Origin of the sequence: Lentzea kentuckyensis (assembly GCF_002150765.1) — a bacterium.
GTDB lineage: Bacteria > Actinomycetota > Actinomycetes > Mycobacteriales > Pseudonocardiaceae > Lentzea > Lentzea kentuckyensis.
Genome location: NZ_MUYM01000020.1, coordinates 1 through 24,233, shown reverse-complemented (window position 1 = coordinate 24,233; position 24,233 = coordinate 1). Strand labels below are relative to the sequence as shown.

29 protein-coding genes and 1 pseudogene are annotated in these 24,233 nt (G+C 67.9%); 11 read left to right on the top strand and 19 right to left on the bottom strand.

The annotated features are described in order from the left end of the window. The first annotated feature begins 22 nt into the window (after positions 1 to 22). Together corA and B0F77_RS12725 are read left to right on the top strand one after the other, a co-directional pair. On the top strand, positions 23 to 1,093 hold the full coding sequence (gene corA, locus B0F77_RS12730; RefSeq protein WP_086663135.1) for a magnesium/cobalt transporter CorA: 1,071 nt from the start codon (positions 23 to 25) through the stop codon (positions 1,091 to 1,093). 139 nt (positions 1,094 to 1,232) lie between these two features. Next, the gene (locus tag B0F77_RS12725) at positions 1,233 to 1,610 is read left to right on the top strand and encodes a hypothetical protein (protein ID WP_086663074.1); all 378 of its coding nucleotides are present in this window, start codon (positions 1,233 to 1,235) and stop codon (positions 1,608 to 1,610) included. On the opposite strand, the gene B0F77_RS12720 is transcribed toward B0F77_RS12725, so the two are convergent. After that, a complete protein-coding gene (locus tag B0F77_RS12720) occupies positions 1,594 to 2,670 on the bottom strand; it encodes a DUF2332 domain-containing protein (protein ID WP_086663073.1) in 1,077 nt (358 codons plus the stop codon). The genes B0F77_RS12725 and B0F77_RS12720 overlap by 17 nt on opposite strands. A gap of 64 nt (positions 2,671 to 2,734) precedes the next feature. On the opposite strand from B0F77_RS12720, the gene B0F77_RS12715 reads away from it, so the two are divergent. Both B0F77_RS12715 and B0F77_RS12710 read left to right on the top strand, forming a co-directional pair. Beyond that, a complete protein-coding gene (locus B0F77_RS12715) occupies positions 2,735 to 3,403 on the top strand; it encodes a metallophosphoesterase family protein (protein ID WP_086663072.1) in 669 nt (222 codons plus the stop codon). Continuing rightward, positions 3,393 to 4,238: a ParB N-terminal domain-containing protein gene (locus tag B0F77_RS12710; RefSeq protein WP_086663071.1), complete on the top strand. Its 846-nt coding sequence runs from the start codon at positions 3,393 to 3,395 to the stop codon at positions 4,236 to 4,238. The genes B0F77_RS12715 and B0F77_RS12710 overlap by 11 nt, the downstream gene beginning before the upstream one ends. Here the strand turns inward: B0F77_RS12710 and B0F77_RS12705 are convergent. Together B0F77_RS12705 and B0F77_RS12700 are read right to left on the bottom strand one after the other, a co-directional pair. After that, on the bottom strand, positions 4,207 to 5,334 hold the full coding sequence (locus B0F77_RS12705) for an MFS transporter (RefSeq protein ID WP_143466699.1): 1,128 nt from the start codon (positions 5,332 to 5,334) through the stop codon (positions 4,207 to 4,209). The two genes, B0F77_RS12710 and B0F77_RS12705, sit on opposite strands and share 32 nt — an antisense overlap. Continuing rightward, the gene (locus B0F77_RS12700) at positions 5,331 to 6,662 is read right to left on the bottom strand and encodes an RNA-guided endonuclease TnpB family protein (protein ID WP_211293763.1); all 1,332 of its coding nucleotides are present in this window, start codon (positions 6,660 to 6,662) and stop codon (positions 5,331 to 5,333) included. Before B0F77_RS12700 ends, B0F77_RS12705 begins: the two co-directional genes overlap by 4 nt. Positions 6,663 to 6,966: 304 nt before the next feature. On the opposite strand from B0F77_RS12700, the gene B0F77_RS12695 reads away from it, so the two are divergent. Beyond that, positions 6,967 to 7,443 carry a GNAT family N-acetyltransferase gene (locus tag B0F77_RS12695; RefSeq protein ID WP_086663069.1) on the top strand — a complete coding sequence of 159 codons (477 nt, stop codon included), beginning with the start codon at positions 6,967 to 6,969 and terminating at the stop codon, positions 7,441 to 7,443. Between the two features lie 25 nt (positions 7,444 to 7,468). Here the strand turns inward: B0F77_RS12695 and B0F77_RS12690 are convergent, their stop codons facing one another. Both B0F77_RS12690 and B0F77_RS12685 read right to left on the bottom strand, forming a co-directional pair. Continuing rightward, the gene (locus tag B0F77_RS12690) at positions 7,469 to 7,750 is read right to left on the bottom strand and encodes a hypothetical protein (protein WP_086663068.1); all 282 of its coding nucleotides are present in this window, start codon (positions 7,748 to 7,750) and stop codon (positions 7,469 to 7,471) included. Next, positions 7,747 to 8,739, bottom strand: coding sequence for a hypothetical protein (locus B0F77_RS12685; protein ID WP_086663067.1), 993 nt, complete (start codon positions 8,737 to 8,739; stop codon positions 7,747 to 7,749). Before B0F77_RS12685 ends, B0F77_RS12690 begins: the two co-directional genes overlap by 4 nt. 119 nt (positions 8,740 to 8,858) lie before the next feature. On the opposite strand from B0F77_RS12685, the gene B0F77_RS12680 reads away from it, so the two are divergent. Together B0F77_RS12680 and B0F77_RS12675 are read left to right on the top strand one after the other, a co-directional pair. Next, on the top strand, positions 8,859 to 9,161 hold the full coding sequence (locus tag B0F77_RS12680) for an ArsR/SmtB family transcription factor (protein ID WP_086663066.1): 303 nt from the start codon (positions 8,859 to 8,861) through the stop codon (positions 9,159 to 9,161). Continuing rightward, complete coding sequence (locus B0F77_RS12675; RefSeq protein ID WP_086663065.1) at positions 9,158 to 9,658, top strand: SRPBCC family protein; 501 nt, start codon at positions 9,158 to 9,160, stop codon at positions 9,656 to 9,658. The genes B0F77_RS12680 and B0F77_RS12675 overlap by 4 nt, the downstream gene beginning before the upstream one ends. 4 nt (positions 9,659 to 9,662) lie before the next feature. Here the strand turns inward: B0F77_RS12675 and B0F77_RS12670 are convergent, their stop codons facing one another. The 12 genes from B0F77_RS12670 to B0F77_RS12615 all read right to left on the bottom strand — a co-directional run bounded on the left by B0F77_RS12670 (position 9,663) and on the right by B0F77_RS12615 (position 20,632). After that, positions 9,663 to 10,565, bottom strand: a complete 903-nt coding sequence (locus tag B0F77_RS12670; RefSeq protein WP_086663064.1) for a nucleotidyl transferase AbiEii/AbiGii toxin family protein — start codon at positions 10,563 to 10,565, stop codon at positions 9,663 to 9,665. Next, positions 10,562 to 11,143, bottom strand: a complete 582-nt coding sequence (locus B0F77_RS12665; protein ID WP_086663063.1) for a type IV toxin-antitoxin system AbiEi family antitoxin domain-containing protein — start codon at positions 11,141 to 11,143, stop codon at positions 10,562 to 10,564. The genes B0F77_RS12670 and B0F77_RS12665 overlap by 4 nt, the downstream gene beginning before the upstream one ends. 53 nt (positions 11,144 to 11,196) lie before the next feature. Beyond that, positions 11,197 to 12,084, bottom strand: a complete 888-nt coding sequence (locus tag B0F77_RS12660; protein ID WP_086663062.1) for an SDR family NAD(P)-dependent oxidoreductase — start codon at positions 12,082 to 12,084, stop codon at positions 11,197 to 11,199. Between the two features lie 270 nt (positions 12,085 to 12,354). Then, positions 12,355 to 13,539, bottom strand: coding sequence for an ABC transporter ATP-binding protein (locus B0F77_RS12655; RefSeq protein ID WP_086663061.1), 1,185 nt, complete (start codon positions 13,537 to 13,539; stop codon positions 12,355 to 12,357). 8 nt (positions 13,540 to 13,547) lie between these two features. Then, on the bottom strand, positions 13,548 to 14,393 hold the full coding sequence (locus tag B0F77_RS12650) for a carbohydrate ABC transporter permease (RefSeq protein ID WP_086663060.1): 846 nt from the start codon (positions 14,391 to 14,393) through the stop codon (positions 13,548 to 13,550). Further along, positions 14,393 to 15,352, bottom strand: coding sequence for a carbohydrate ABC transporter permease (locus B0F77_RS12645; RefSeq protein ID WP_086663059.1), 960 nt, complete (start codon positions 15,350 to 15,352; stop codon positions 14,393 to 14,395). Before B0F77_RS12645 ends, B0F77_RS12650 begins: the two co-directional genes overlap by 1 nt. After that, positions 15,349 to 16,602 (bottom strand): ABC transporter substrate-binding protein, encoded by a 1,254-nt coding sequence (locus tag B0F77_RS12640; protein WP_086663058.1) that lies wholly within the window; start codon positions 16,600 to 16,602, stop codon positions 15,349 to 15,351. The genes B0F77_RS12645 and B0F77_RS12640 overlap by 4 nt, the downstream gene beginning before the upstream one ends. A 169-nt stretch (positions 16,603 to 16,771) precedes the next feature. Further along, positions 16,772 to 17,332: a YflT domain-containing protein gene (locus tag B0F77_RS12635; protein WP_169730928.1), complete on the bottom strand. Its 561-nt coding sequence runs from the start codon at positions 17,330 to 17,332 to the stop codon at positions 16,772 to 16,774. A 53-nt stretch (positions 17,333 to 17,385) separates the two neighbouring features. After that, positions 17,386 to 17,880 (bottom strand): hypothetical protein, encoded by a 495-nt coding sequence (locus tag B0F77_RS12630; RefSeq protein WP_086663056.1) that lies wholly within the window; start codon positions 17,878 to 17,880, stop codon positions 17,386 to 17,388. Between the two features lie 26 nt (positions 17,881 to 17,906). Further along, positions 17,907 to 18,506, bottom strand: coding sequence for a hypothetical protein (locus B0F77_RS12625; protein WP_143466698.1), 600 nt, complete (start codon positions 18,504 to 18,506; stop codon positions 17,907 to 17,909). Positions 18,507 to 18,533: 27 nt separating this feature from the next. Then, the gene (locus B0F77_RS12620) at positions 18,534 to 19,355 is read right to left on the bottom strand and encodes a hypothetical protein (protein WP_143466697.1); all 822 of its coding nucleotides are present in this window, start codon (positions 19,353 to 19,355) and stop codon (positions 18,534 to 18,536) included. Between the two features lie 80 nt (positions 19,356 to 19,435). Further along, positions 19,436 to 20,632 carry an acyl-CoA dehydrogenase family protein gene (locus B0F77_RS12615; RefSeq protein ID WP_086663053.1) on the bottom strand — a complete coding sequence of 399 codons (1,197 nt, stop codon included), beginning with the start codon at positions 20,630 to 20,632 and terminating at the stop codon, positions 19,436 to 19,438. A gap of 201 nt (positions 20,633 to 20,833) precedes the next feature. On the opposite strand from B0F77_RS12615, the gene B0F77_RS12610 reads away from it, so the two are divergent. Further along, positions 20,834 to 21,229: a DUF4190 domain-containing protein gene (locus B0F77_RS12610; protein WP_086663052.1), complete on the top strand. Its 396-nt coding sequence runs from the start codon at positions 20,834 to 20,836 to the stop codon at positions 21,227 to 21,229. Between the two features lie 2 nt (positions 21,230 to 21,231). On the opposite strand, the gene B0F77_RS47830 is transcribed toward B0F77_RS12610, so the two are convergent. After that, positions 21,232 to 21,408, bottom strand: a complete 177-nt coding sequence (locus B0F77_RS47830) for a hypothetical protein (protein ID WP_158102676.1) — start codon at positions 21,406 to 21,408, stop codon at positions 21,232 to 21,234. Positions 21,409 to 21,553: 145 nt separating this feature from the next. After that, positions 21,554 to 22,513 carry an HpcH/HpaI aldolase/citrate lyase family protein gene (locus tag B0F77_RS12605; RefSeq protein WP_086663051.1) on the bottom strand — a complete coding sequence of 320 codons (960 nt, stop codon included), beginning with the start codon at positions 22,511 to 22,513 and terminating at the stop codon, positions 21,554 to 21,556. Between the two features lie 110 nt (positions 22,514 to 22,623). On the opposite strand from B0F77_RS12605, the gene B0F77_RS12600 reads away from it, so the two are divergent. From B0F77_RS12600 to B0F77_RS12590, 3 genes and pseudogenes are all read left to right on the top strand, one after another. Continuing rightward, on the top strand, positions 22,624 to 22,959 hold the full coding sequence (locus tag B0F77_RS12600; RefSeq protein WP_245848011.1) for a hypothetical protein: 336 nt from the start codon (positions 22,624 to 22,626) through the stop codon (positions 22,957 to 22,959). Continuing rightward, positions 22,956 to 23,795 (top strand): aminoglycoside phosphotransferase family protein, encoded by an 840-nt coding sequence (locus B0F77_RS12595; protein WP_086663050.1) that lies wholly within the window; start codon positions 22,956 to 22,958, stop codon positions 23,793 to 23,795. The genes B0F77_RS12600 and B0F77_RS12595 overlap by 4 nt, the downstream gene beginning before the upstream one ends. A gap of 14 nt (positions 23,796 to 23,809) precedes the next feature. Then, a pseudogene (locus B0F77_RS12590) lies at positions 23,810 to 24,233 on the top strand (magnesium transporter); the annotation flags it as partial.

Genomic DNA, 24,233 nt, shown 5'->3' with positions numbered 1-24,233 from the left:
TGTGGCCCTGGAGGAACTCACCATGCCCAGCTTGCCCTCGATCCGCGGTCGTGGCGCCCAGCAGCGTCCGGCGCCGCACATCTCCGTGCCGTTGTCGCACTACGTCGTCGACTGCGCGGTGTACATCGACGGCAAGCGCTTGCCAGGCCGCTGGACGCACACCGACGCCGTCAAAGAGGTGCGCAAGCGCAAGGACGGGTTCGTCTGGATCGGACTGCACGAGCCGGACGCCGGGCAGATCGAAGGCATCGCGGAGACGTTCGGACTCCACGAGCTGGCGGTGGAGGACGCGGTGCACGCGCACCAGCGACCGAAGCTCGAGCGGTACGACAACACGCTCTTCATGGTGTTCAAGACGGTTCGCTACGTGACCAACGAGTCCCCCGACACCGCCAACGAGATCGTCGAATCCGGCGAGATCATGGTGTTCCTGGGCAAGGACTTCGTCATCACCGTGCGGCACGGCAACCACTCCGGACTGTCCAAGCTGCGCCGCGACATGGAAGAGGACGCGGAGCAGCTGGAGATCGGCCCCGCCGCGGTGCTGCACGCGATCGCGGACCACGTCGTCGACAACTACCTCGACGTCACCTCCCACATCGAGTCCGACATCGACCTGATGGAGGAGCGGATCTTCGCACCGCGCAGCCAGGTGAGCGCGGAGCAGATCTACATGTTCAAGCGCGAGGTGCTCGAACTGCGCCGCGCGGTGATGCCGCTCGCGAACCCGTTGCGCCGCTTGGCCGAGGGCTACACGCCGCTCATCCCCGAGGAGGTGCGCGCGTTCTTCCGCGACGTCGACGACCACCTCACCGAGGTGTCCGAGCGCGTGACCGCGTTCGACGAGTTGCTGACCACGCTGGTCGACGCGACCCTCGCGAAGATCACGCTGCAGCAGAACACCGACATGCGCAAGATCACCTCGTGGGTCGCGATCATCTCCGTGCCCACCATGGTCGTCGGCGTGTACGGCATGAACTTCGACTACATGCCCGAACTCAAGTGGAAGTTCGGCTACCCGCTGATCATGAGCCTGGTCCTGATCGCCTGCCTCACGCTCTACCGAATACTGCGCCGAAATCGCTGGCTCTAGTCCCGGTTTCGCCCGCTTTGTTCGTTGTAGAAGGGCCCTGTCATGACCAGAATCCTCACCAACATCCGCTTCTGGATCCTCGCGTTCCTGCTCTGCTGGATCACCACCGTGTTCGTGCTGATCTCGGGGACGCCCTGACGTGTACGAGCGGCTGACGAACCTCAGGTTCTGGCTGCTGGTGTTCCCGGCCGGCTGGCTCACGATGGTGTTCGTGCTCATCGCGCTCTGGCCGGATCCGGGCGCCGAGTCACCGGACGTGCTCGCCGCCGACGTGACGAACGCCTTGCGCGCACACGACTTCCACAAGCTGAAGCCGTTGCTCGCGGTCGGCGGCGAGGACGTGGCGAAGTCGACCGTCGAGCGCTTCGCCACCGCCAGGGTGGACGGCGGTCAGTACCGCGATGGCGCGGTCGTCGTGGAGTACACCCGCTCCGGCACGCGCAACGTGTTCCGGATGCCCGTCGAGGAACTGGACGGGCGCTACGTGGTGAACGCGGTGGTCACTCCCACGGGGTGACGTCCCACGTGAACGGCGTGCCATGGCCTTCGCCGACGCCGAGGCACAGCGAGATCCCGGCCGGCCAGAGCTTCAGCATCAGCGCGAACTTGAAGTCGATTTCGCGGCGCGGCTCGAACACCAGCAGTGCCAACGGTGTCGTGGGCGTCGCCTTCGCGGCCGCGTCGGCCAGCACGGCCCGGCCCATCGCCCTGTCCGCGGGCGAAACGTACTGCCACACCACGGAATGCCACACGACCGTCAGCACGTCGCGTTCGGCGCGGGCGAGCTGTTTCGCGAGCCATTCGGGGCCGGGTGACCGCTCGACCTTCACCGGGTCCGTCGCGGCCAGGTCCAGCGCGTCCCTCAGCCGGTTCCACCTGTCGAGCTGGTCGGCCCAGACGAACGAGCTCAGGTGCAGCCGTCCGTCCTCTGTGGACACGTCGACCGGGTTGAGGTCGCAGCCCGCCCTGCCGACGACGCGCAGCCGGTGGCTCAGGTCGGCCGGCGGCCGGCCGGTCCACTGCGGGTCGAGGACGAGGAGGCTGTCCGGGTCGCCGAGCACGGTGTCCTCCAGCCGGTAGCCCACGTGGTGCGGACGCAGGTTGAGCCCGCCACTCGCGCCGACCTCCAGCAACCGCACGCAGAACGGCACGTGCCGGCCGGCCGCCTCGGCCGCCTCCTGGGCGGCGACCAGCAAGCCCCCGTAGAGGGGCGCGCTGCGGCCGGGTTCGTTGGTCTGCACGACGGTGGCCTGCACGCGTTGCCTCAGCAGGTCCGCGTGCTGGTGGAGAGCGGGCAGCGCGTCCTCCCACAGCGTCGGCAGGTGCGGCTGACCGCCGACCGACGGGTAGTGCTTCGCGAGGCCCGGCGCGCGTCCTTCGAGCACGAGCCGGTGGACGGCGCCCGCGAACCGCAGCCCGGGCACGGCGCCCTCCCGGTCGCGTTCGGAGCCCGCCATGATCCTGGTCGTCACGCCGCCCCGGCTCAGGTCCTCGGCGGCGTCGTCGAGTAGTCGCTGGGTCAACGGACTGCGGTCGCGGCAGCCGTTGGCGGCCGCGGCGAACAGCTCGGCAAGCACGGTGTCGACGCTAGTGGCAGCGGTGTGCCGCGTCATCTGGAGATGGGTTAATTACGCTGCTGAAGTGCCCAGGATTTTGGCAGTGGCGGACGAAGTGGCCGAACAGCTGTGGACCGAACAGGTGCACGCCCTCGACGTGGACCTGATCCTCGCGGCCGGTGACCTCCCCTTCGACTACCTGGAGTTCCTGGCCAACGCGCTGGACAGACCGCTGGTGTTCGTCCCCGGCAACCACGACGTCGACCTGTCCGGCTACTCGAACGTGCGCGGTCTGTGGACCAAGGCAGGCGTGCCGGTCCGCTGGCCAGGTCCAACCGGTGCGGTGAACGCGGACGAACGCGTGGTCGACGTCGCCGGCCTGCGCATCGCCGGTCTCGGTGGTTCGATCCGCTACAACAAGGGCCCGAACCAGTGGACGGAACGGCAGCAGGCCCGCCGCGCCCGCCGGGTGTCCCGGCTGGCGGGGTGGCGCAGGCTGCGGGACGGACGTGGCGTGGACGTGCTGCTGACCCACTCACCACCGCTCGGCTGCGGTGACGAACCAGACGCGCCACACCGCGGTTTCGAGTGTCTGCGCGGTTTGGTCTCACGGCTGCAGCCCGGTTTCATGCTGCACGGCCACATCCATCCCCACGGCGTGCCGCGGCCTGACCGTGCGTTGGGCTCAACGCGCGTGGTCAACGTGGTTCCGTACAAGGTGCTGGACATTTCGGGAGCTCGCGATGAGACGTGACACCGGTTTTCCCGTCGCCGACGCCGAGAACGACTTCCTGCGAGCCCGGCGCCGCCAGGTCATGTCGCGCCTGGCCACCTGGCTGCGCCGCGAGCCGGACGACGTGAACATCATGCTGCCGTTCCACGAGGTCGTGGACGCGCTGGGCATGGTGTCCGAGAAGCGTCTGGGCCTGCAGTCGATCCGGCTGGACTCGATCGTGGGCAGCGTCGACCGCACCCGCGACTTCGACCGCCGCTTCCGCCCGACCTCCGGCCGCGTCCGCGAACGCTGGCAACGCCTGGCCCTGGCCGCACGCCGGGGCGAGAACGTCCCGCCGATCGAGGTCTATCGCATCGGCGAGCTGCACTTCATCATCGACGGCCACCACCGCGTCTCCGTCGCGCACGCGCTGGGCCTGACGGTGATCGACGCCTACGTGACCCAGGTGATCACCCGCGTGAACTCGTCCGGCATCCGGTACCGCGGCGACCTGATCGTGAAGGACTACCGCCGCCTGTTCCTCGACCGCGTGCCCCTGTCCGGCGAGGCCCGCGCCGCCGTCGTGCTGTCGGACCCGTGGGACTACGCCGAACTCGGCGAGCACATCGAGGCCTGGGGCTTCCGCCTGATGCAGGACACGGGCCAGTTCCTGGACCGCGCGGAACTCGCCCGCCGCTGGTACGCCGACGAGTACCAACCCGTGGTGGCGATGCTGCGGCAGGCCGACATGATCGGGAACCGGACCGAGACCGAGGCCTACATGTGGGTGGCGGCCGAGCGGTACCGGCTGATCCGCACGCACCGGTGGGACGCCGAGGTGATCAACGCGGTGCGGGAGCGGAGCCACGACTGAGCACCGCGCCGCCCACGACGACGACCACCGGCACCACCAGCACGTACGCCAGATGGAAACGCACGCCTAGGAGATACGAGAACAACCACGTCAGCTGCGTCCCGGCCAACATTCCGACGTACCCGATCACCGCGATGGCGGCGACCGCGTGCCGAGCGCTCCCCCGCGCCGCCGCCAGGCTGAGCGCCACCGGGAACACGCACGACAGGCCGAGCCCGGTGACCACGAACCCGGCCAGTGACACGTCCATCTCACCCACGAACAAGAGCCAGCCCAGCCCGAGCGCGGTGAGCCCGGCGCTCACGTTCAACAGGTTCCGCACACCGATCCGAGCCGCGACCAGCCCACCCGCGAGCCCACCGACCGCCATCCCGAGCGCAAGAGCGTGCGTGCCGGTCAAGTCGATGCCGCCCACCGCAACGTCCAACCGCCACGACACGCTGCTGGGCACCACGTCCACCGCCACCCCCGATGCGAACGCCAGCACCGCGAGCATCCCGAAGTCGTGCGGCAGCCGCGGCCTGACGTCCTCCACTTCCACGTCCGGCAGCGACTTGGCGAGACCGATGGCAAGAGCCAGGCTGACCCCCGCAGTCCACAACAACTGCTCGATCTGCGGCACGTGCGCGGCGATCCGCTGCATGGCAAGCCAGCCGCCGATCAGCCCGCCGAGCGCCATCATCCCGTGACACCAGGGCAGGACCAGCCGCCCGCTCCCGCGCTCGACACCGGCCGCGAGGAGGTTCATCGCGACGAGCAGCGCACCGTTGGCCAACGCCAGCCCGACCATGGCCAGCGCGAGCACACCAAAACTCCCCGCGAACACAGCTCCCCCGAGGACGACCGCAGCCGCAACCGCCGACGCCACCGCGACGGCCCTCGCACCCCACTGCCCGGCCAGCCAGGCCCCGAGCGGCATGCCGAGCGGCGTCAGGGCAACCCCCAGCACCAGCACCGCCAGGCCGACCACGATGCCCCCGCCCAGGTCGCCCGGACTGGCGACCCGGCTGGTGAACATGGTCATCGCGGACAGCCAACTGACGCTGACCGCCCCATGCAGGAAGAAGTACCCGCCGAGCGCGAACCGACCTCTCATGACCATTCCGTTACCTGACTTGTGGGCGGACATGAGTTCGCTGTGTTCAGGCAGCCGGCGCGTCGCCGCGTCGGCGTTGACCCGTACCTGGGTGGTGCGGGTCTTCCCGTGGCGGTACCCGTTGCCCGCGTGGTGCGGGTCTTACCCGGGTTTCCAGCGGGCTCGTTTTGTGTCGCCCCGCAACTCGGGGAGGACATCTCGCGGTGCACGAGCGCGGCGAGGTTGCGCGCGGCGTTGAGGTCTCGGTCGCAGACCAGGCCGCACGCGTCGCAGCGGAAAGTGCGTTCGGACAGGCGCAGCTTGGCTTTCACCACACCACAGCCCGAACACGTCTTGGAACTGGGATACCAGCGGTCAGCGACCAGCAGGCGCACGCCCGCCCATCCGGCTTTGTACTCGATCTGGCGGCGTAGCTCGGCCATGCCGACCCCGGCGATGTGCCGGGCCGGACAGCGGTTGCGCATCATGCCGGCCACGTTCAGGTCCTCGATCACGACCACGCCGTGGGTACGGATCAGCCGGGTGGTGAGCTTGTGCGGCCCGTCGCGACGGGCATTCGCGATCTCGGTGTGGAGCCGGGTGACGCGCGCCTGGGTCTTGCGCCACCGGACGGTGGGTTCCTGGCGGGTGCGCCGGTCCGGGCCGGTACGGCGTGCGACCTGCCGTTGCAGGCGGCGCGGCTCCCGAAGCGCGGTCTCCAGGTGCCGCGGGTTCGGGATCGTCTCGCCCGTGGACAGCACGGCCAGGGACTTCACCCCGAGATCGACACCCACCACGCTCCCCGGTCGCCCAGGTGCGGCGTCGGTGCGGGTGACGTGCCGGGCGAGTTTGCGGGTGGACTCGTGGGCACGCACCAGGCCGATCCGGGGCAGCTTCACGTGCCGACGGTCGTCGGCGAGGCCGAACACACCGGTGGTGAACCGGCACGACAACCCAGACCGGCGGCCCTTGAACCGAGGAAACCCAAGCCTGGGGCCTCGTCGCATGCCCTTCGCACAACCGGCCCAGTTCCCGAGCGCGGCCGCGAGGTTGGCCAGGCCGGACGAATAGGCCTCCTTCGAGTTCTCAGCCCACCACGGCGCGATCACGTCTTTGGCCTGGTTCCAGTCTTTGCGCTGACTGTAGGCCGACCACGACACCGACGGGGTGAGCTGATCGTCGGGGATGTCGTAGGTCTTCTCCGCGGCACGCTGGTCCAGGTTCGCCTTGATCCGCGCCAAACCCCAGTTGAACGCGAACCGCTGCCCACCACAATGCGACCGCAGAGCCGCCTGCTGCCCCACAGTCGGATCGAGCGCGAACCGAAACGCCTGGATCACCATGACCATCTCACCGACACCGTAGCGGGCGACACCGACAACCCCACCCCGCCGAACAGGCACTCACATCATTCCGCGTATGCACGTTCCACCAGCAGTTACGAACCCCAAAAGGTCGCCGGGCGTCCAAACCATGTGGTGCGTCCCGGAACGTTGGCGAGGCAATTCACGCTCAGCGAGGCGGCACCACGAGGCCCCCGTCTGACCACCGAACACGGAGCAGTGGCTGCCAGTCGCGACGCGACCCCGCCTCCCAGCGGGACGCACCGAAACTCGCTCGCACCACCACGCAGGCCCTGGTTAGCGTGCGCCCGTGACCGATCTTGTCTCCGAACGCCTCATCCTGCGCCCCTGGACCTCCACCGAGGTCCAGGCCGTGATCGACGGCGACCGCCAGACCCCGTGGGCCGCCGACTTCCCTGCCGAGGGCGACGGCGTGATCGCCAGTCTCTTCGACTCGAACCCCGATTGGCTCTCGCCGTTCGGGCACCGCCTGATCATCGAGCGGTCCAGCTCTGAGGTTGTGGGATCGCTGGGTCTCTTCTGGCCCCCTTCGGACGGACAGGTGGAGATCGGTTACGGCGTCGTGCCGTCACGCCAGGGACGCGGCTATGCCTCGGAGGCGACCGCGGCGCTGACGGCGTTCGCGCTGTCTCTCGACGGCGTCGACACCGTGCACGCCAACGTCGAGCCGTCCAACCCGGCCTCCGCACGCGTGCTGGAGAAGGCGGGCTTCAGCCGGTACGCCAGCACCGACGAGCTGATCAGCTACCGGCGCACCGCGAGCTGACCGAGCCGGGCGAACAAGGATCGGGTCAGCCGGCGGGGCCGAACTCGCGGTCGAGCACCTCTGGCCAGTCCCCGTGCCCGAGGCCACCGTTCAGCAGCACGTCGCGCCAGTCCACCCGCAGCTCACGAACCTGCTGCCGCACAACCGACACGTCACCGGCGGCAGCCAGTACCACCGCGGCCAGCACCCGTTCGACGTCCTGGTTGTCGGGCCACGCACCGGCGAGCCAGCCCAGCACCTCGTCGACCTGGTCGCCGCGGAAGTCCCGGCGCACCCGCGCGGCGACCCGGTCCGTGATGACGTTCATCGCGGCGCCACCCTCGGGCTGTCCGCGTCGGGCAGCGGGCGGGCCTGGTCCAGCACCTCGTCGGTGTACTTGTCCAGCAAGCGAGTTCCGATCTGTTGCGCGTACCCGAAAATGACCGCCCACAGCAGCAAAGCCGCCGCCGAGGGTATCCCGATCAGCCCGCTCGTGACACCGGCTCCCAGCGCGAGGATCCCGACCACCGCCAGTGCCGCACCGAGCATGATCTTGATCAGCGCCTGGTAGCCGATCATCACGTACGGCGAGAGCGATGGCCGGCGGCGTAAGAGCAGGACCACGGCCGCCAGCACCGCGCCGAACGAACCGAGCACCTGCACCAGCCACACGTCCACACCGGACGCCTTGGCCGTGCCGCCGGGACACACCGTCGGCAGCGCGTTCTCCTTCGGGTCGACGCACAGCGGGATGATGCCCGGCTTCACGATGCCGACGACGCCCAGGACCGTGTTGATCACGAACAGCACCAGCGACGCCGCGATCAGCTTGTTGCGCAACGCGCGGGAGCCGGCGTGCGCGAAGTCCGAGTTGTCGTACGCCGCCCGCAGCGCGTCCACCACGATCGCGCGCTCGACCGCCGGCGTGAACTCCCCCGGCCGCAACGCTTCCAGCGCCCGGCGGCGGGGATCGTCCTCATCGAGGTACTGCCCCACCCGCGCCTGCAGCCCCGGCAACCGCCCGAGGAACCCGCGCTCCGCCGAGATCGCCGCCACCTCGGCCTCGTGCAGGGCGCGCCAGGCCCGTTCGATGTACCAGCCCGACCACCACGACGGCAGCATCCGCCACCACGGCTCCCGGTCGCTCAGCATCGCGTCCACCACCGCCGCCTGCTCCTCGGCGGTGCGACGCCACACGTCGCCCTCGGGATCGACCGGATCCGACGGTCCGAGCGCGGCCAGATCCGCGCGGACCCGGTCCAACCGGGACTGCACGACGAGTCGCCAGTCGGTGACTCTGGGTTTGCGCTCAGCCATGTCCCGATGGTGACAGGAGGGTCTGACAATTTCCGCAGCCATCCGTGTGACGTGCACAAACATCACCAGAACGCCGTATATCCTTGCGCTTATATACGCATTAAGTTATACAACTACCCGTGGATGTCTTCGAGGCAGTGGCCGAGCCGAACCGCCGGCACCTCATCAAGCTGCTCGCCGAACGCGAACACACCGCGGGCGAACTCGTCGGCAGCCTGCCGACGCTGACCCAGCCCGCCGTGTCCCGCCACCTCCGGATCCTGCGCGAGGTCGGCCTGGTCGAGGTGCGACCCGACGGCCAGCGTCGCATCTACGCGTTGAAACCCGATGGCCTGCAACGCATCGACGACTGGATCACCCCGTACCGCCGCTTCTGGCGCGACCACCTGGCAGCCCTCGAACAGCACCTGGAGAATCGATGAACGACCTCGGCACCGTGACCCGCACCGACACCCACGCGACCCTCACGTTCGAACGCAGGCTGCCGTTCCCGATCGCCGACGTCTGGGCCGCGATCACCGACCCGGCCGAACGCAAGGCCTGGCTCGGCACCACGCACATCGAGGACGACACCATCGTCATCGAGCCGGAGGACCCGCCCGCCCCGCCGGAGGCCAAGCGCGTCACGGGCCGCGTCCTCACCTGGCAGCCACCGCAGGACGGCCGCGCGGTCTTCGAACACGAGTGGCGGCAACGAATCGTCGAGGACAGCGTGGTCCGCTACGAGCTCGAGTCCGACGGCGACGCGACCCTGCTGACCTTCACCCACACCGGGCTGTCCGAACGCAACGCACTCGGCTTCGTCCCCGGCACGCACGCGTTCCTCGACCGCCTGCAAGCGCACCTCGACGGCGAGGAACCGCCGAACTGGAGCGAGCGCTACGCCGAGGTCGCACCGGCGTACCCGGCCTGGAAGTGAAGGCTCACAGCCACTTCCGGGCGTCCGGATCCCAGACGTCCCGGGCTTCCCCACCGGCCAGCGGGTCCACGAACTCGATCACAGCGGCGACGACCTCCCCGAAGCGATCGGGCAGATGCACGCCGTCCACACCAAGCCGCCGCTTGAACGCGCGGTAGGCGTTCTCCCGCAACGACACGAACTCTCCGAGGACCACGGAAAGCGGTTGGAGTTCGACACCGCGATGGCTCGTCGTCGCGTCCAGGGCGGCACGAACCGACTCGTACGACAACGCCTGCCGCCCTGTCAGGGTGTAGAGATCCACGTAGTCGCGCACTCGGGTGCTCGTGTCACCGAGCGCGATCGCCGTGCTCGACTTCTCGGCCAGCACCGTTTCAACCGGATAGCCGAGCACTGGTACACCCGGAACCCCGGGCCGTTGCGAGGGCAGCTCGAGAACACGGGGCGCCGGCGTGATCGGATCACCGAAGTTCACGTCGAGCCACAGCTTCACCTTCGCCGTCGACAGTTCGCAGTCCATGCCGACCCTGACACCGGAGTACAGGTCGTCGTCACGAATCGTCCTCGCGACCGCGGTGCCGGTCAGGAAGCGGACGCCGTCGTCGGGATCCTGCACCCCCTCGGCGATCTCGATCACCCGCGCGACGACCGACGCCTCGTCGTTGGAGATGTTCCTGGCAAGCAGGTCGGCGTCGGTAGTAGGACGACGCGCCTCGAACACCGCGAGCAGCACACCTCCCTTGAGGACGAACTCGCTGGCGTGCCGTGACTCGGCGAGGCGAGCGAGCCAGCGCTCCAGCACGTACAACGTCAGCAGTTCCTGGGTGGACCGCTTGTCCCGGCGAGCCCTGTTCTGAAGATCCAGGTACGCACGCCCCGCCGGGGTGTCCTTCATCGGTCGGGTCACTCGGCCGTCACCGCGTCCATCGCGGCACGCACGGGGCCGAGGATGTTGAGCTCCCGAGCCACCACCAGCAGATCACGTGGTCGTGCCTCCCGGCTGCGCAGGTATCGCCGCAGAGCCGACAGCGCGAGCGGTTCCCCCAGCCTGTTCCTCAACCGCATGAGATCGGCAACTGTCCTTTCCCGGTTGTAGACACGAACCATCTCGCCTGGTGCGGCCTCCACCGAGGACAGCCCCAGCTCGAACTTCTCAGCGGTGAAGCGGAACACCTCGGTCGGCGGATAGTCGATCTGCGGCGGCCGATGCCTGCGTGGCACCGCGAACTGGACAGCGACGGGTATCTCGTCGGTCAGGTCGTACACCGCCGCCGCCGACACACAGCACACGACAGCGATCGGCACCCGCCTGGACACGGCGAGCAGGTCCGGGAACGTCGGCACCGGGGCATCCGCCCAGCGGAACACGCCGCGGGACAACTCGATCAGCGTGCCGTCGTCTCGCAGGCCGTAGAGCTCGCGGCGGTGCATGCCGCTGCCGAGCGCCTCTGCCGTGGTGAACGTGGTCGCGAGTGTGCCGGTCATGGACAAAAGTGTCGCCACCCGACGGTCGGGTGGCAACACTTTTGTCCATCGACCTAGGCGGTCTGCGAAGGCTCCACCAGCGCACGGAGCCGGGGAGGCATCCTCTTCTCCAACCCGTACGGTTCGAGGTGGGCCTGCAGCACGCCCGTGAACGCCCGCTCCACCGAAGCGGTGTCCCAGTTGTCGCTCTCCAGGATCGGTTGCTTGAAGTACGGCTGCCCCACGATGTGGAGCTGACGGCCGTTGCAGCGGATGACCTGGCCGGTGATGCCCTCGGCGCGGTCGGACAGCAGGAACAGCACCAGCGGCGCCACCTTGCCCGGCGTGCGGTCCGCCGGAATGGCGCGCAGCGAGCGTTCCGACTTCCACACCATCCGCGTGTGCGCGACCGGGCACACGGCGTTCACGCGGATGCCTTCCGACTCCAGGTCGAGAGCCCACGAGTAGCTCAGCGACGCCACCGCGCCCTTGGTCGCCGAATAGGTGGCGAGTTTGCGCTGGCCGAAGGAGGCGCCGGAGGAAATGTTGATGATCGAGCCGCCACCGGACACCCTCATCGCCCTCATCGCGGCGATTCCGACGTAGATGACGCCCAGGACGTTCACCTCGACGACGTGCTTGATCGTCTCGGGGTCGTCCTCCCACGGCGCGGTCTCGTAGTTCAGTCCGGCGTTGTTCACCAGACCGTCGACCCGGCCGAATTCGTCGACGCACAGGTCGACGATCTTGGCTGCCTCGCTCGGGTCGGCGACCGTGTGGTTCGAGGCGACGGCCCTGCCGCCGTAGCCGCGGATGTGCTCCGCGACCCGTTCTGCCAGGTCACCGTCGTTGTCGTTGACCACCACCGAGGCGCCCGCGAGGGCGGCGTGCATGGCGTAGGCCTCACCCAGCCCTCGACCTGCCCCCGTGATGACGACCGCTTTTCCGTCCAGGATCCCCATTGCACGCTCTCTTTCACTCAGCGGCGGTTCCCCGGAACCCCCCTGTTGGTCCTGTACCCGCCTTCGACAAGCGTGCTGACTAACCGAAGCGGCGTAGAACATGTTTCGATGAGATGTCGCTGCCGAGCGCCCAATGGCTCCTCGAGTTCGGTCCGGCAGTTGGCCCCGACTAATCAGCCCGTCCGGACCAAGGGCCTTGGACCTAACCCGAACGAGTGACAAAAAGAGGCCGCCTTCCCGTGCGGGGAAGGCGGCCGGAAAAACGAGAATTCACCGTTCCGTGTAGGTCAGGTTCCTGCCGTTGGACGGGTCGAAGACCTGTACCTTGTCCGCGTCGAACCAGATGTCCGCCGAGGCTCCCTCCACCGCGCCGGACGCCGACGACAGCCGCGTCACGAGCGAGATGCCGTCACCCGGCACGTCGTCCGCTCCCGCGTCCGCCGCGAGCTCCTGCAGCTCGGCCGAGGCCGCCTGCTCGCCGGTGAGGTTGAAGTAGGCGTACTTGTCCGACCCCATCGACTCCAGCACGTCCACCTGCGAGGTGAACTTGCCGCCAGACGACAGCGCCGCCGCGTCGACCAGAGCGGCGTCCTCGAAGTGCTCCGGGCGGATGCCCATGATCACCTCGCGGGGCGCGTCGGCGCTCTCCACCAGCTGCCGCACCCGGTCCGTCAGCGTCACGTCGCCGAGCACCGACCGCAGCGCGCCGTTCTCCAGCGTCGCCGGCACGAAGTTCATCGACGGCGAGCCGATGAACCCCGCGACGAACAGGTTCGCCGGCTGGTCGTAGAGGAACTGCGGTGCGCCGATCTGCTGCACGACCCCGCCGCGCATGACCACGACCCGGTCGCCGAGGGTCATCGCCTCGGTCTGGTCGTGCGTCACGTACACCGTGGTCGTGCCGAGCTGCTTCTGCAGCCGCGACACCGAGGTGCGCATCTGCACGCGCAGCTTGGCGTCCAGGTTGGACAGCGGTTCGTCCATGAGGAACGCCTTGGGGCTGCGCACGATCGCGCGGCCCATCGCCACGCGCTGCCGCTGGCCACCGGACAGGTTGGACGGCTTGCGGTCGAGATGTTGGGTGAGGTCCAAGATTTCTGCCGCCTCGGCCACCTTCCGCTCGACCGTGGCGTTGTCCACCTTGGCCAGCCGCAACGGGAAGGCCATGTTCTCCTTCACCGTCATGTGCGGGTAGAGCGCGTAGGACTGGAACACCATCGCGATGTCGCGGTCCTTCGGCGCCCGCTCGTTGACGCGCTGCCCGCCGATGCGCAGCTCGCCGTCGGTGATGTCCTCCAGGCCCGCGATCATGTTGAGGGTGGTGGACTTCCCGCAGCCGGACGGTCCGACCAGGATGATGAACTCGCCGTCGGCGATCTCCAGGTTGACCTCCTGCACGGCCAGCGCGCCGTCGGGGTACCTCTTGGTCACCTTGTCCAGAACGATCTCTGCCATTGGTCAACTCACCCCTTGACGGCGCCGGAGGTCAGGCCGGCGACGATCCGGCGCTGGAAGAACAACACGAAGAGGATGATCGGGATGGTGATCACGACGGCCGCCGCCGCGATCGACCCGGCCGGGTCCTCGAACTGCGAGCTGCCGGTGAAGAACGACAGCGCCACCGGCACGGTCCGCGACTGCTCGGTCGAGGTGAGCGAGATCGCGAACAGGAAGTCGTTCCAGCAGAAGATGAACACCAGGATCGCCGTCGTGAACACACCCGGCGCGGCCAGCGGCGCGATGACCCGCCGGAACGCCTGCCCCGGCGTCGCGCCGTCCATCTTCGCCGCCTTCTCGAGCTCCCAGGGGATCTCGCGGAAGAACGCCGACAGGGTGTAGATCGCGAGCGGCAGCGCGAACGTGATGTACGGCAGGATCAGGCCGGGCCACGTGTCGAAGAGCCCCATCGAGCGCTCGATCTCGAACAACGGGGACACCAGCGAGACCTGCGGGAACATCGCGATCAGCAGTGAGACGCCGACCAGCAGGTTCTTGCCGGGGAAGTCCAGCCTGGCGATGGCGTACGCGGCCATCGTGCCGAACACCACGGCGATCGCGGTCGCGATGATCGCGATGCCGATGGAGTTGATCAACGCCCTGGTGAACTCGGACGTCGAGAAGATGTTCTGGTAGTTCTCCAGACTCCACTCGCGTGGGATGAAGTTGCCGTCCGCCAACGTCTTGGACGACTTGAACGACAGCGACAGGATCCACAGCACCGGGAACAGCGCGTAGATCACGACCACCGCGTTGAGCACGCCCCAGCCCCACTTCTTGGCGGGGGTGTCCGCTCCTCCGATGCCGGCCATCAGCGCTTCCCCCCGTCGTCGCTGCCGGGCGCAGCGGTGCCGAAGAGCTTGATGAACACGAACGCGATGATCGCCACCATGATGAAGATCAGCACCGACATCGTCGATCCGATACCGAGGTTCAAGCCCTTGATCAGGTTGTTGTAGGTCAGCATCGACACCGACGACGTGCCCTGCGAGCCCGCGGTGAGCACGAACAGGTTGTCGAAGATGCGGAACGCGTCCAGCGTGCGGAACAGCAGTGCCACCAGGATCGCCGGCTTCATGATCGGCACGGTGATCTTGATGAACCGCTGCCACCCGCTCGCGCCGTCCATCGCGGCGGCCTTGAGCAGGTCGTCCGGCACCAGCGCCAGCCCGGCCATCAGCAGCAGGGCCATGAACGGCGTGGTCTTCCAGATCTCCGCGAGGCCCACGACCATCAGCGCCGGGATCTTCTCGGTGAGCACGGGCTCACCGCCGAGCGCCTCCGAGAGGTAGCCGGTGCCGGGTGTCCAGGCGAAGCGCCACGAGAACGCGGCCACGACCGTCACGATGCCGTACGGGATCAGCGTCGTCGTGCGCACGATGCCGCGACCGACCAGTGCCCGGTGCATGATCAGCGCGAGTGCCATGCCCAGCACCAGTTCGACGGCGACCGTGACGACGGTCAGCAGCACCGTCACCCAGACCGCGTTCCACCAGTACGGGCTGCTGAGCACCGTGACGTAGTTGTCGAACCAGATCCACTCGGTGCGGTCCGGGAACTTCAGGTCGAACCGCTGCATCGACAGCAGCAGCGAGTAGAGGATCGGCCAGCCGGTCACCGCGATCATGGTGATCGCGGCGGGCGCGCAGAGCAGCCAGCCGAGCCTGCGCTCGGCCTTCTTGCCCTCGCTCAGCGCGACTTTCTTCTTCGGGGCAACGGTTTTCGGTGACGTCTCGGTCGTCGCTGTGCCTTCTGTCGTCGTCTGGCTCACGGCAGCACCCCCTTGGAGTCGAGAGCGTCCTGCAGTTCCTTGCGCAGCCTGTCCGCCGTGGCCTGCGGGTCGATGCTCGCGGGCGGTGACAGGATCGTGGAGATGACCGTCGAGACGTTCTGGTACGCGGGCGTGCGCGGCCGCACACTCGCGTTCTTCAACGTCTCCTTGATGTCGTCGCGCATCGGGTACGCCTCGGCCATCTCGGGCTCGTCGTAGACGGCCTCGATGGTCGGCGGCACACCGTCCTTGAGCGCGGCGAGCTTCTGGCTTTCCGCGCCGCGCAAGCACAACACCGCGTCGAACGACTGGTCCGGGTGCGCGGTGTAGTTGCTGACGGCGTAGTTGATCCCGCCGACGGTGACCTTCGCGGCGTCACCGCTCACCGTGGGGTACGGCGCCCACTTGAAGTTCTTCGCGAAGTCCGGCTTCTTCTGGGCCGCCGCGTAGACGTAGGGCCAGTTGAGCTCGAACGCCGCGCTGCCACCCTCCATGGCGAGCCGCGCGTTGTCCTCGGCCGCGTTGGAGAAGGACGGGTCGATCGCCTTCGACGTGGCCAGCTTCTTCAACGCCGCCAACGCCTGCACGGCCTTGTCGTCGACGACGGCCTTGGTGCCGTTCTCGTCGAGGATGGTGCCGCCGTTGGAGTTGACCAGGGTGTTGTACAGCACGACGAGCCCCTCGTACTGCTTACCCTGCCCCACGATTCGGCCGGGCTTCCCTTCCGCCACCAGCGCCTCGGCCATGGAGATCATCTCGTCCCACGTCTTCGGCGGCGTGGGCACCAGATCCGATCGGTACCAGAGCAACTGGACGTTCGTGTTGTCCGGCGCTCCGTACAACTTGCCCTCGTAGGTCGCCGTGTCGAGCGGCGTCTTCAGCGTGCCGTTCTCCACCTGCGACTTGACCGAGCCGGTGAACTCCCTGATCCAGCCGGCCTTCGCCAGTTCCGCGGTCCACGTGACGTCGAGCCCGAGCACGTCCATGCTGTCGTCTTCTGCCGCGAGTCTGCGCACCATCTGTTCGCGCTGACCATCCGCCTCGCGCGGCAGCTTGTTGTAGACGATTTTGTAGCGCCCACCGGCCTTCGCGTTGCAGCTGTCGACGATGGCCTGGAAGTTCTCCTGGGGATACTTGTAGACGTTGACGGTGATGCCGCCGTCGCCCGACCCGCACGCCGTGAGGGTTCCTGCCGCGAGCACCGCGGCTCCCACTCCGGCGGCAAGTCGATAGCGCCGTGTCCCACCCATCGGCCCTGCCTCCTTCCCGACTACACGGAGGAGCCAGACCGTCTTCTGCCCGGCACCTCGTCGTGCCACCGGCCGCACCGGGCGAACCGGTCAACCGAACCTAGGCCCGGTGATCAGGAGCCGCAACCAAGGGAAGCAACGATTCAGAACCAATGCACTTTTCGGCGTCTCAACTGCCGGGGTTCACGGGCCGCATCGCGAGCTTCGCGAGCAGGTCACGACCCTGCTCGGCCGATTTCGGGTGGCAGAGAACGTCATACCGGCCCGCGACCAACTGACTCGCCGACTGGAAGTCCCGCTTGCCGCGCGCCGACCCGTACCCGACCGCCGCGAACACCAGGCCGAAGAACACACCGGTGATCAGACCGGTCAGCACCGGCCCGACCGTCACCCCTGGCTCCGGGCTGAAGAGCGTGAGCAGCAGGCCGACGAACAGACCGAACCAGGCACCGCTGGCCGCACCCGTCGCGAGCACGCGGCCCCAGGTGAGCTTGCCCGTGACGCGTTCGACCAGCATCAGGTCGACGCCGACCACGGTGATGTCCTGGACCGGGAAGTCCTCAACGGCCAGGAAATCGACCGCGCGCTGCGCTTCCTCGTACGTGGCGTACGAGCCGATCGGCCACCCCGTCGGCGGGGTGGGCAGGCGGGGCGGGACGCCGGGCCGGTTCGGGTTGGCGAACGGACTCGTCACAGGGACCACCTCTGTCGGACGCGCTGATCGTTCCATCCTGCCAGTGCCCGGTGCGGAGTGCTGAGACGCCTACGGGTGTTTTGCCGGGATCAGCTCTCGGGCGGCATGACCACGTGGTCCTCGTCGCGGTAGGGCCGGAAGAACCGCCAGTCCTCGCTCCCCGAATCACCGCGCGGAGCCTCGATCCGGAGACCGCCCGAGAGGTGCACGGTCAGGCTTCCCGCTGTGGTCACCTCGACCGACGTCACGAGGACCGGCTCGGCCTCCAGGCTCGTCCTCAGCTTCGCGGCCAGGACGTCGAACCTGTTGGGCCCCTGCACGTCCCAGTCGAACTCGCCCTCGCCGGTCCAGCCGGACGGCGGCAGGTAGACGTCGGACGACCCGGTGAGGCGCCTTTCCCCGAGGCACAGCCGCCACCCGCACTGCAGGTGCAGCGCGTACTCGGAGGTCTCGCGAGCACTGCCCCATTGGTCGGTGACCTCGCGAATCGGCCCGAAGCCCAACCACACGAGGTCGCAGGCGCGGCCGACACGACGCCACCGCTCACCGACCAGCTCTGCCAGGGACTGGCGTGCCGTCTCCATCACCCGGACAGTGTCGCCGTGACACGTCAGCCGGAAAACGCAATTTCGAACCGGTGCGCGAACGCCCGATACGACCTCGCGTACACGTCCACCTTGTCCGCCACCCGTTCGCGCTCCTTCTTCAGCACCTCGCCGGCCGCGCCCGCGTTCCCGTTCAGCACGTGGATGATCGCGAGCTTCCGCGCCCGGTCGAAGTCCAGCAACGTCTCCGGCGTGCCGACGAGCTCCTTCGACACCGCGTCCCACTTCGCCCGCTTGTCGATGTACGGCAATCCGTGCTTGCGAACGGCGTCCACCAGCGACGCGGCGACCGGAGCGTGGTCGCCGCCGGGTGCGAAGGCCCACCGCCACACGGGCTTCTCCCCCATCAGGTAGCCGACCGGCGTGGACACCACGGGCGTGCCGGGGATTCCGACGCCGAGCGCGCGGCAGACGTCGTCGTAGCGGCGGAAGCAGACACCGACCAGCGGGGTGAGTTCGAGCGAGCCGGCCAGGCCGAACCCGAGCCAACCGCAGACGCCGTCGCCGCGGTCCTGGAGCCAGACGTGGCCGCGGCGGACGAAGCCGATCGGGCGCAGGGCGGTGTCCACGGCTACGAGCACGTCGGTTTTGGTGGATGGCCTCACGGAGGACAGAGTCCCACCGATGATCGGTCAGTGCAGGACGGGCGCGAGGAACTTCGCCAGCGCGTCCACCGCCTCCGACGGTACGTCGTCGAGGTGCTCAGTGAGCTGCAACAAGAGCCGCCCGCCACCCAGATCGGTGACGGAAAAGCACGGCGCTTCCGAGCAAACCTGTTGCACGCCACCCAGAGCGGCGACCTGACGCGGGCCGAGCAGCGTCGCCCAGTGCGGGCCGCGCGCCAGTTCCGCTGCCGTGAAAAGAGATTCGTCGAGGCCCACCCCCGCGGCGACTTCGTGCGTGGTCCGCACCCCCACCCGGTCCAGGGTGATCCAGCCACCCGACGCGCGCACCAGCGACGCGCCCGACCGGAACACCGACAACCAATCTTGTTGCACGGCATGGGAAATCCAGCCGCCGAACAACGAGCGGGACGCGGTGACCACGATCTGATGCGGGAAGGCGGGGTCGTCCTTCAGCAGGATCTCCGCGCACCAGCCGTCGTCGACCAGGGGCAGGCCCTGGAAGTCGAGCTGGACGAGCTGCACGCGCAGGAACGACGGCAGGTCCGAAAGCGCGGCTTCCCACGACGATCGGGTGAAGTCACCCGAAGAGAGCAGCAGGCGGGCGTAACCCGGTGGGCCCCAAGGAGTTGTGTCAGTTGGCAAGTAATCGCGGGCCACCGCCACGAGTTCGTCCACCGAGGCCGGGCAGAGGGGCGCGAGCAGGCCGGTGAACAGGGCCCCGAACCAGGTGGCCAGCGCGGGACGGTCGACGACGGAGAACGTGTCCAGCTCCAGGCGGACCACGTGCGGCGGCGACACAGGTCTCGGAAGCGTCAGATCTGTGCTCAAAGTGAGCGAACCCTATGGCTCCCAGACGAAAACCGTTAGGGGCCACTCTCGTGAAAGAATGGCCCCTAACGGAGGAATCCCTAGCCGCGCGACTGGTAGTCGCGGAGCAGGCCGCGGGAGATGATCGTCTTCTGGATCTCCGAGGTGCCTTCGCCGATCAGCAGGAACGGGGCCTCGCGCATCAGGCGCTCGATCTCGTACTCCTTGGAATAGCCGTAGCCGCCGTGGATGCGGAACGACTCCTGCGTCACCTCGGCGCAGTACTCGGACGCGATGAGCTTGGCCATGCCGGCCTCGACATCGTTGCGCTGGCCCGAGTCCTTGAGGCGCGCGGCGTTGACCATCATCAGGTGCGCCGCCTCGACCTTGGTGGCCATCTCGGCGAGCTTGAAGGCGATGGCCTGGTGCTCGGCGATGGCCTTGCCGAACGTCCTGCGCTGCTGCGAGTACTCGATCGCGAGCTCGAAGGCGCGGATCGCGATGCCGCACGCGCGGGCGGCCACGTTCACGCGGCCCACCTCGACGCCGTCCATCATGTGCCGGAAGCCCTGGCCGGTGACACCGCCGAGCACCTGGTCGGCGGCGATCTCGAAGCCGTCGAACACCATCTCGGTGGTGTCGACGCCCTTGTAGCCCATCTTGTCGATCTTGCCGGGGATCGTGAGGCCCGGCAGGACCTCGCCGTAGCCCTCGGGCTTCTCGACCAGGAACGTCGTGAGGTTCTGGTGCGGCTTGTCGGCACCCTCGTCGGTCTTGACCAGCACCGCGGTCAGGTTCGACGTGCCGCCGTTGGTCAGCCACATCTTCTGGCCGTTGATCGTGTAGCCCGAATCGCCACGAACGGCACGAGTGCGGATCGCGGCCACGTCGGACCCGAGTTCCGGCTCGGACATGGAGAACGAGCCGCGCACCTCACCGGCGGCCATCCGCGGCAGGTACTTCTCCTTCTGCTCGGGCGTCCCGTGCTGCTTGAGCATGTGCGCCACGATGAAGTGCGTGTTGATGACACCGGAGACGCTCATCCAGCCGCGCGCGATCTGCTCGACGACCAGCGCGTAGGTCAGCAGGGACTCGCCGAGGCCGCCGTACTCCTCCGGGATCGTCAGGCCGAAGAGGCCCATCTCCTTCATGCCCTCGACGATGTCCGCGGGGTACGTGTCGCCGTGCTCCAGCGTCTGGGCGTGCGGAATGATTTCCTTGTCCACGAACGTGCGAACGGTCGCGAGGATTTCTTCCTGGATGTCCGTGAGACCCGCGGTCTGGGCGAGGCGCGCCATCGCACTTCCCTTCAAAGCAAGAGTTACCGGCGAGTATGGACCGGTTAACGCTCGTTTGCGACAGCGGTGTGCTCTCCGCAACACAGCTGCGTCACCTGTACCGAAACAGCATCCCTGACTGGTGGAATCGCGCACCCACACGCGACGAACTCGCTGGCCGGACCTTAAGATCCCGGCTCACCACACCTAGGGGGACCAGCGATGACCTACGACCCGTACAACCCGAAGCAGCCGGGTGATCCGTACGGCCAGCAACAGCCTTACGGCCAACAACAGCCCTACGGCCAGCCTGGCCCGTACGGCCAGCAGCCCATGTACGGCTACGGATACCCGCCACCACCGCCGAAGTCGCAGACGAACGCGATTCTGGCGCTCGTGCTGTCGATCGTGGGCTTCGCGACCTGTGGCGTGACGGCGATCGTCGGCGTCATCTTCGGCCACATCGCGATGGGACGGATCAAGCGGGGCGAGGAGGACGGCCACGGCATGGCGCTCGCGGGCATCATCATCGGCTACGTCGTCATCGCCGGCTGGCTGCTCTACCTGGCGATCATCATCATCGCGGTCATCGCGGCGGCCAACCAGGGTTCGTACTGAGCTCAGCCCGCGAGGGCGATCTCCAGGGTGCCACCGCAGTGGCGGCAGACGTCGGCGAACACGTGGACGTCGGCATCGCATCCCGGGCAGCTGCGGAAGCTGCGCTCGAGCAGGTCGTCCTCGCGGCGCTTGAAGAGCCGCAACCGTCTGCTCGCCTTGCCGTTACTCGAATGTGACATGCCAAGAGCATGCCCCCACACCGGGGCAAGATCGCAAACTTCGGTGACGGATTGTGCGCCACCTCACCCGTTTTGAATGCAACCTGTGACGGTCGAACACGTCCAGTAATATTTGGGGTGAAGTAGCGCACAATCCGTAACGGAATCAGTCCTCCGGCGGCGTCCACACGTTCGCGCGCGACATGCCCGCGGCACGGCCCTTGCCAGAGATCACCAACGCCATCTTGCGCGACGCCTCGTCGATCATCTCGTCGCCGAGCATCACCGCGCCGCGCTTACCGCCCGCCTCGGACGTGTAGAACTCGTACGCGTCGAGGATGTTCTCGGCGTGGTCGTAGTCGTCCTGCTTCGGGCTGAAGACCTCGTTGGCCGCGTCGATCTGGCCGGGGTGCAGCACCCACTTGCCGTCGAAGCCCAGCGCCGCCGAACGACCGGCCACGCGCTTGTAGCCCTCGACGTCGCGAATCTGCAGGTAGGGGCCGTCGATGGCCTGCTTGTCGTGAGCCCGCGCGGCCATCAGGATCCGCATCAGGATGTAGTGGTAGGCGTCACCCACGTCGTAGCCGGGCGGCTGCTCGCCGACGACCAGCGACTTCATGTTGATCGACGCCATGAAGTCCGCCGGGCCGAAGATGATCGTCTCGACGCGCGGGGACGCGGTGGCGATCGCGTTGACGTTGTTCAGGCCCAGGGCGTTCTCGATCTGCGCCTCGATGCCGATCTTGCCGACCTCGTAGCCCATCGTCTTCTCGATCTGGGTGATCAGGAAGTCGAGCGCGACGACCTGCTCCGGCGTCTGGACCTTCGGCAGCATGATGCAGTCGAGGTTCGCACCGGCGCCCTCGACGACCTCGGTGACGTCGCGGTAGGTCCACTCCGTCGTCCAGTCGTTCACGCGGACGACGCGGGCCTTGTCGCCCCAGCCGCCCTCGTTCAGGGAAGCGACGATGGTCTTGCGGGCGTCCGGCTTGGCCAGCGGCGCGCAGGCGTCCTCCAGGTCCAGGAACACCTGGTCCGCCGGCAGCGTGCGCGCCTTGTCGATCATCTTCTGGCTCGAGCCGGGGACCGCCAGACACGAGCGACGGGGACGCTGCTGGTCGACCACTGGAGTACCTCCTCGTACCGGCCGGTAACTATGTGCGCCACAGTGGCACGCATCATCTCCGGGCGCATATTCGCTGAGTCCCGTTTCACAAACCCTGGCAGGCTGAACCGGTGGAGATCACTCGAATCCTCGATGCGGCGCTGCGCAAAGCGGCGGCCGTCTGGATCACCTCGCCCGGTCACGAACCCCGCCTCGTGCACGCGCACTGGCGGGACGACGCGCTGTGGGTGATCACCGGCGGCACCGAGCAGAAGGCGCCCCTGACCGACGGAGAACAGGTCACCGTCACCGTCCGCTCCCCCAGCACGCACTCGCACCTCATCGACGCCCAGGCCGTCGCGCACCTCACCGAGCCGGACGAGGAGACGACCCAGGCCCTGCGGACCGCGCGGCTCAACACCAAGCCGGAGTGGGAAGCGGTGTACCGCTTGGAGTTCAGCGCATGATCACGGTCCCCGAAGGCTTCGGAAAGGTACTCGGCGAACGGGCGGACGAGTGGGTCGCGTCACTGCCGAAGCTCGCCACCAAGGCGTGCTCGCGGTGGCGGCTGACCCCGGACGGGCCGTTGATGAACGGGATGTGCGCCGTCGTTCTCCCCGTCCGTCAGGCCGACGGGCACCCGGCGGCCCTCAAGATCACCTGGGTCGGCACCGAGACCGAGAACGAACCGCTGGCCCTGCGCCTCTACAACGGCGATGGCGCGGTGCGGTTGCTCGACCACGACGAGGAGCTCGGCGCGTTGCTGCTCGAACGCCTCGACCACACGCGCTCGCTGGACGACGAGCCGATCGACAAGGCGATCGGGGTGATCTGCGGGCTGCTGCGCCGCCACCGCGACCTGACCGCGCCCGCGGAGATCCGCCGGTTCGAGGGCGAGCTGCGCGAACACCCGGCGATCCCGCGCGAGCTGCTCGACGCCGCACGTGACGTTGCCCGCACCAGGACCATGGGCACCACGCTGGTGAACGAGGACCTGCACTTCGAGAACGTGCTGCGCGGCGACCGCGAACCGTGGTTGATGATCGACCCGAAGCCGCTGTCCGGCGACCGCGAGTACGGCGTGATCCCGTTGCTGTGGAACAGGTTCGACGAGCTCGACGGCCGCAAGGGCCTGACCGACCGCTTCCTCGCGATCTGCGACGCCGCCGAGCTCGACGTGGCGAAGGCACGGGACTGGACGCTCTACCGGGCGGTCGCGAACTGGGCCTGGTGCCTGGAAGAGGACTTGGCGGACTTTGCGGTCTTCTGCGCAGAGATCGCCCGGTGGGCGGTCAGGTCCTGATCTAGCCTGGTCATGTGGTGGCTGTGAACCGGGTCTACATCGCTCAGCTGGCCGGACTTCCCGTCTTCGGCCCCGACGGCGAACCCGTCGGCAAAGCCCGTGACGTCGTGATCAGCCTCCGAATAGACCGGCAGCCACCGCGGGTGCTCGGCATGGTCGTCGAACTGGTGACCCGCCGGCGGATCTTCGTGCCGATGCTGCGGCTCACCTCGATCGAGCCGAACGCCGTCACGCTCGCGACCGGGTCGGTGAACCTGCGGCCGTTCCACCAGCGCGTCAACGAGGTGCTGGTGATCGGCGAGCTGCTCGACGCCAGGATCCAGCTCGAGGACGGCGGCACGGCCGTGGTCGTGGACGTCGCGATGGAGCTGACCCGCACCCGCGACTGGCGGATGGTCCGCGTCGCGGGCCGGGAGCGCACCGGCCGGTTCAGCCTCA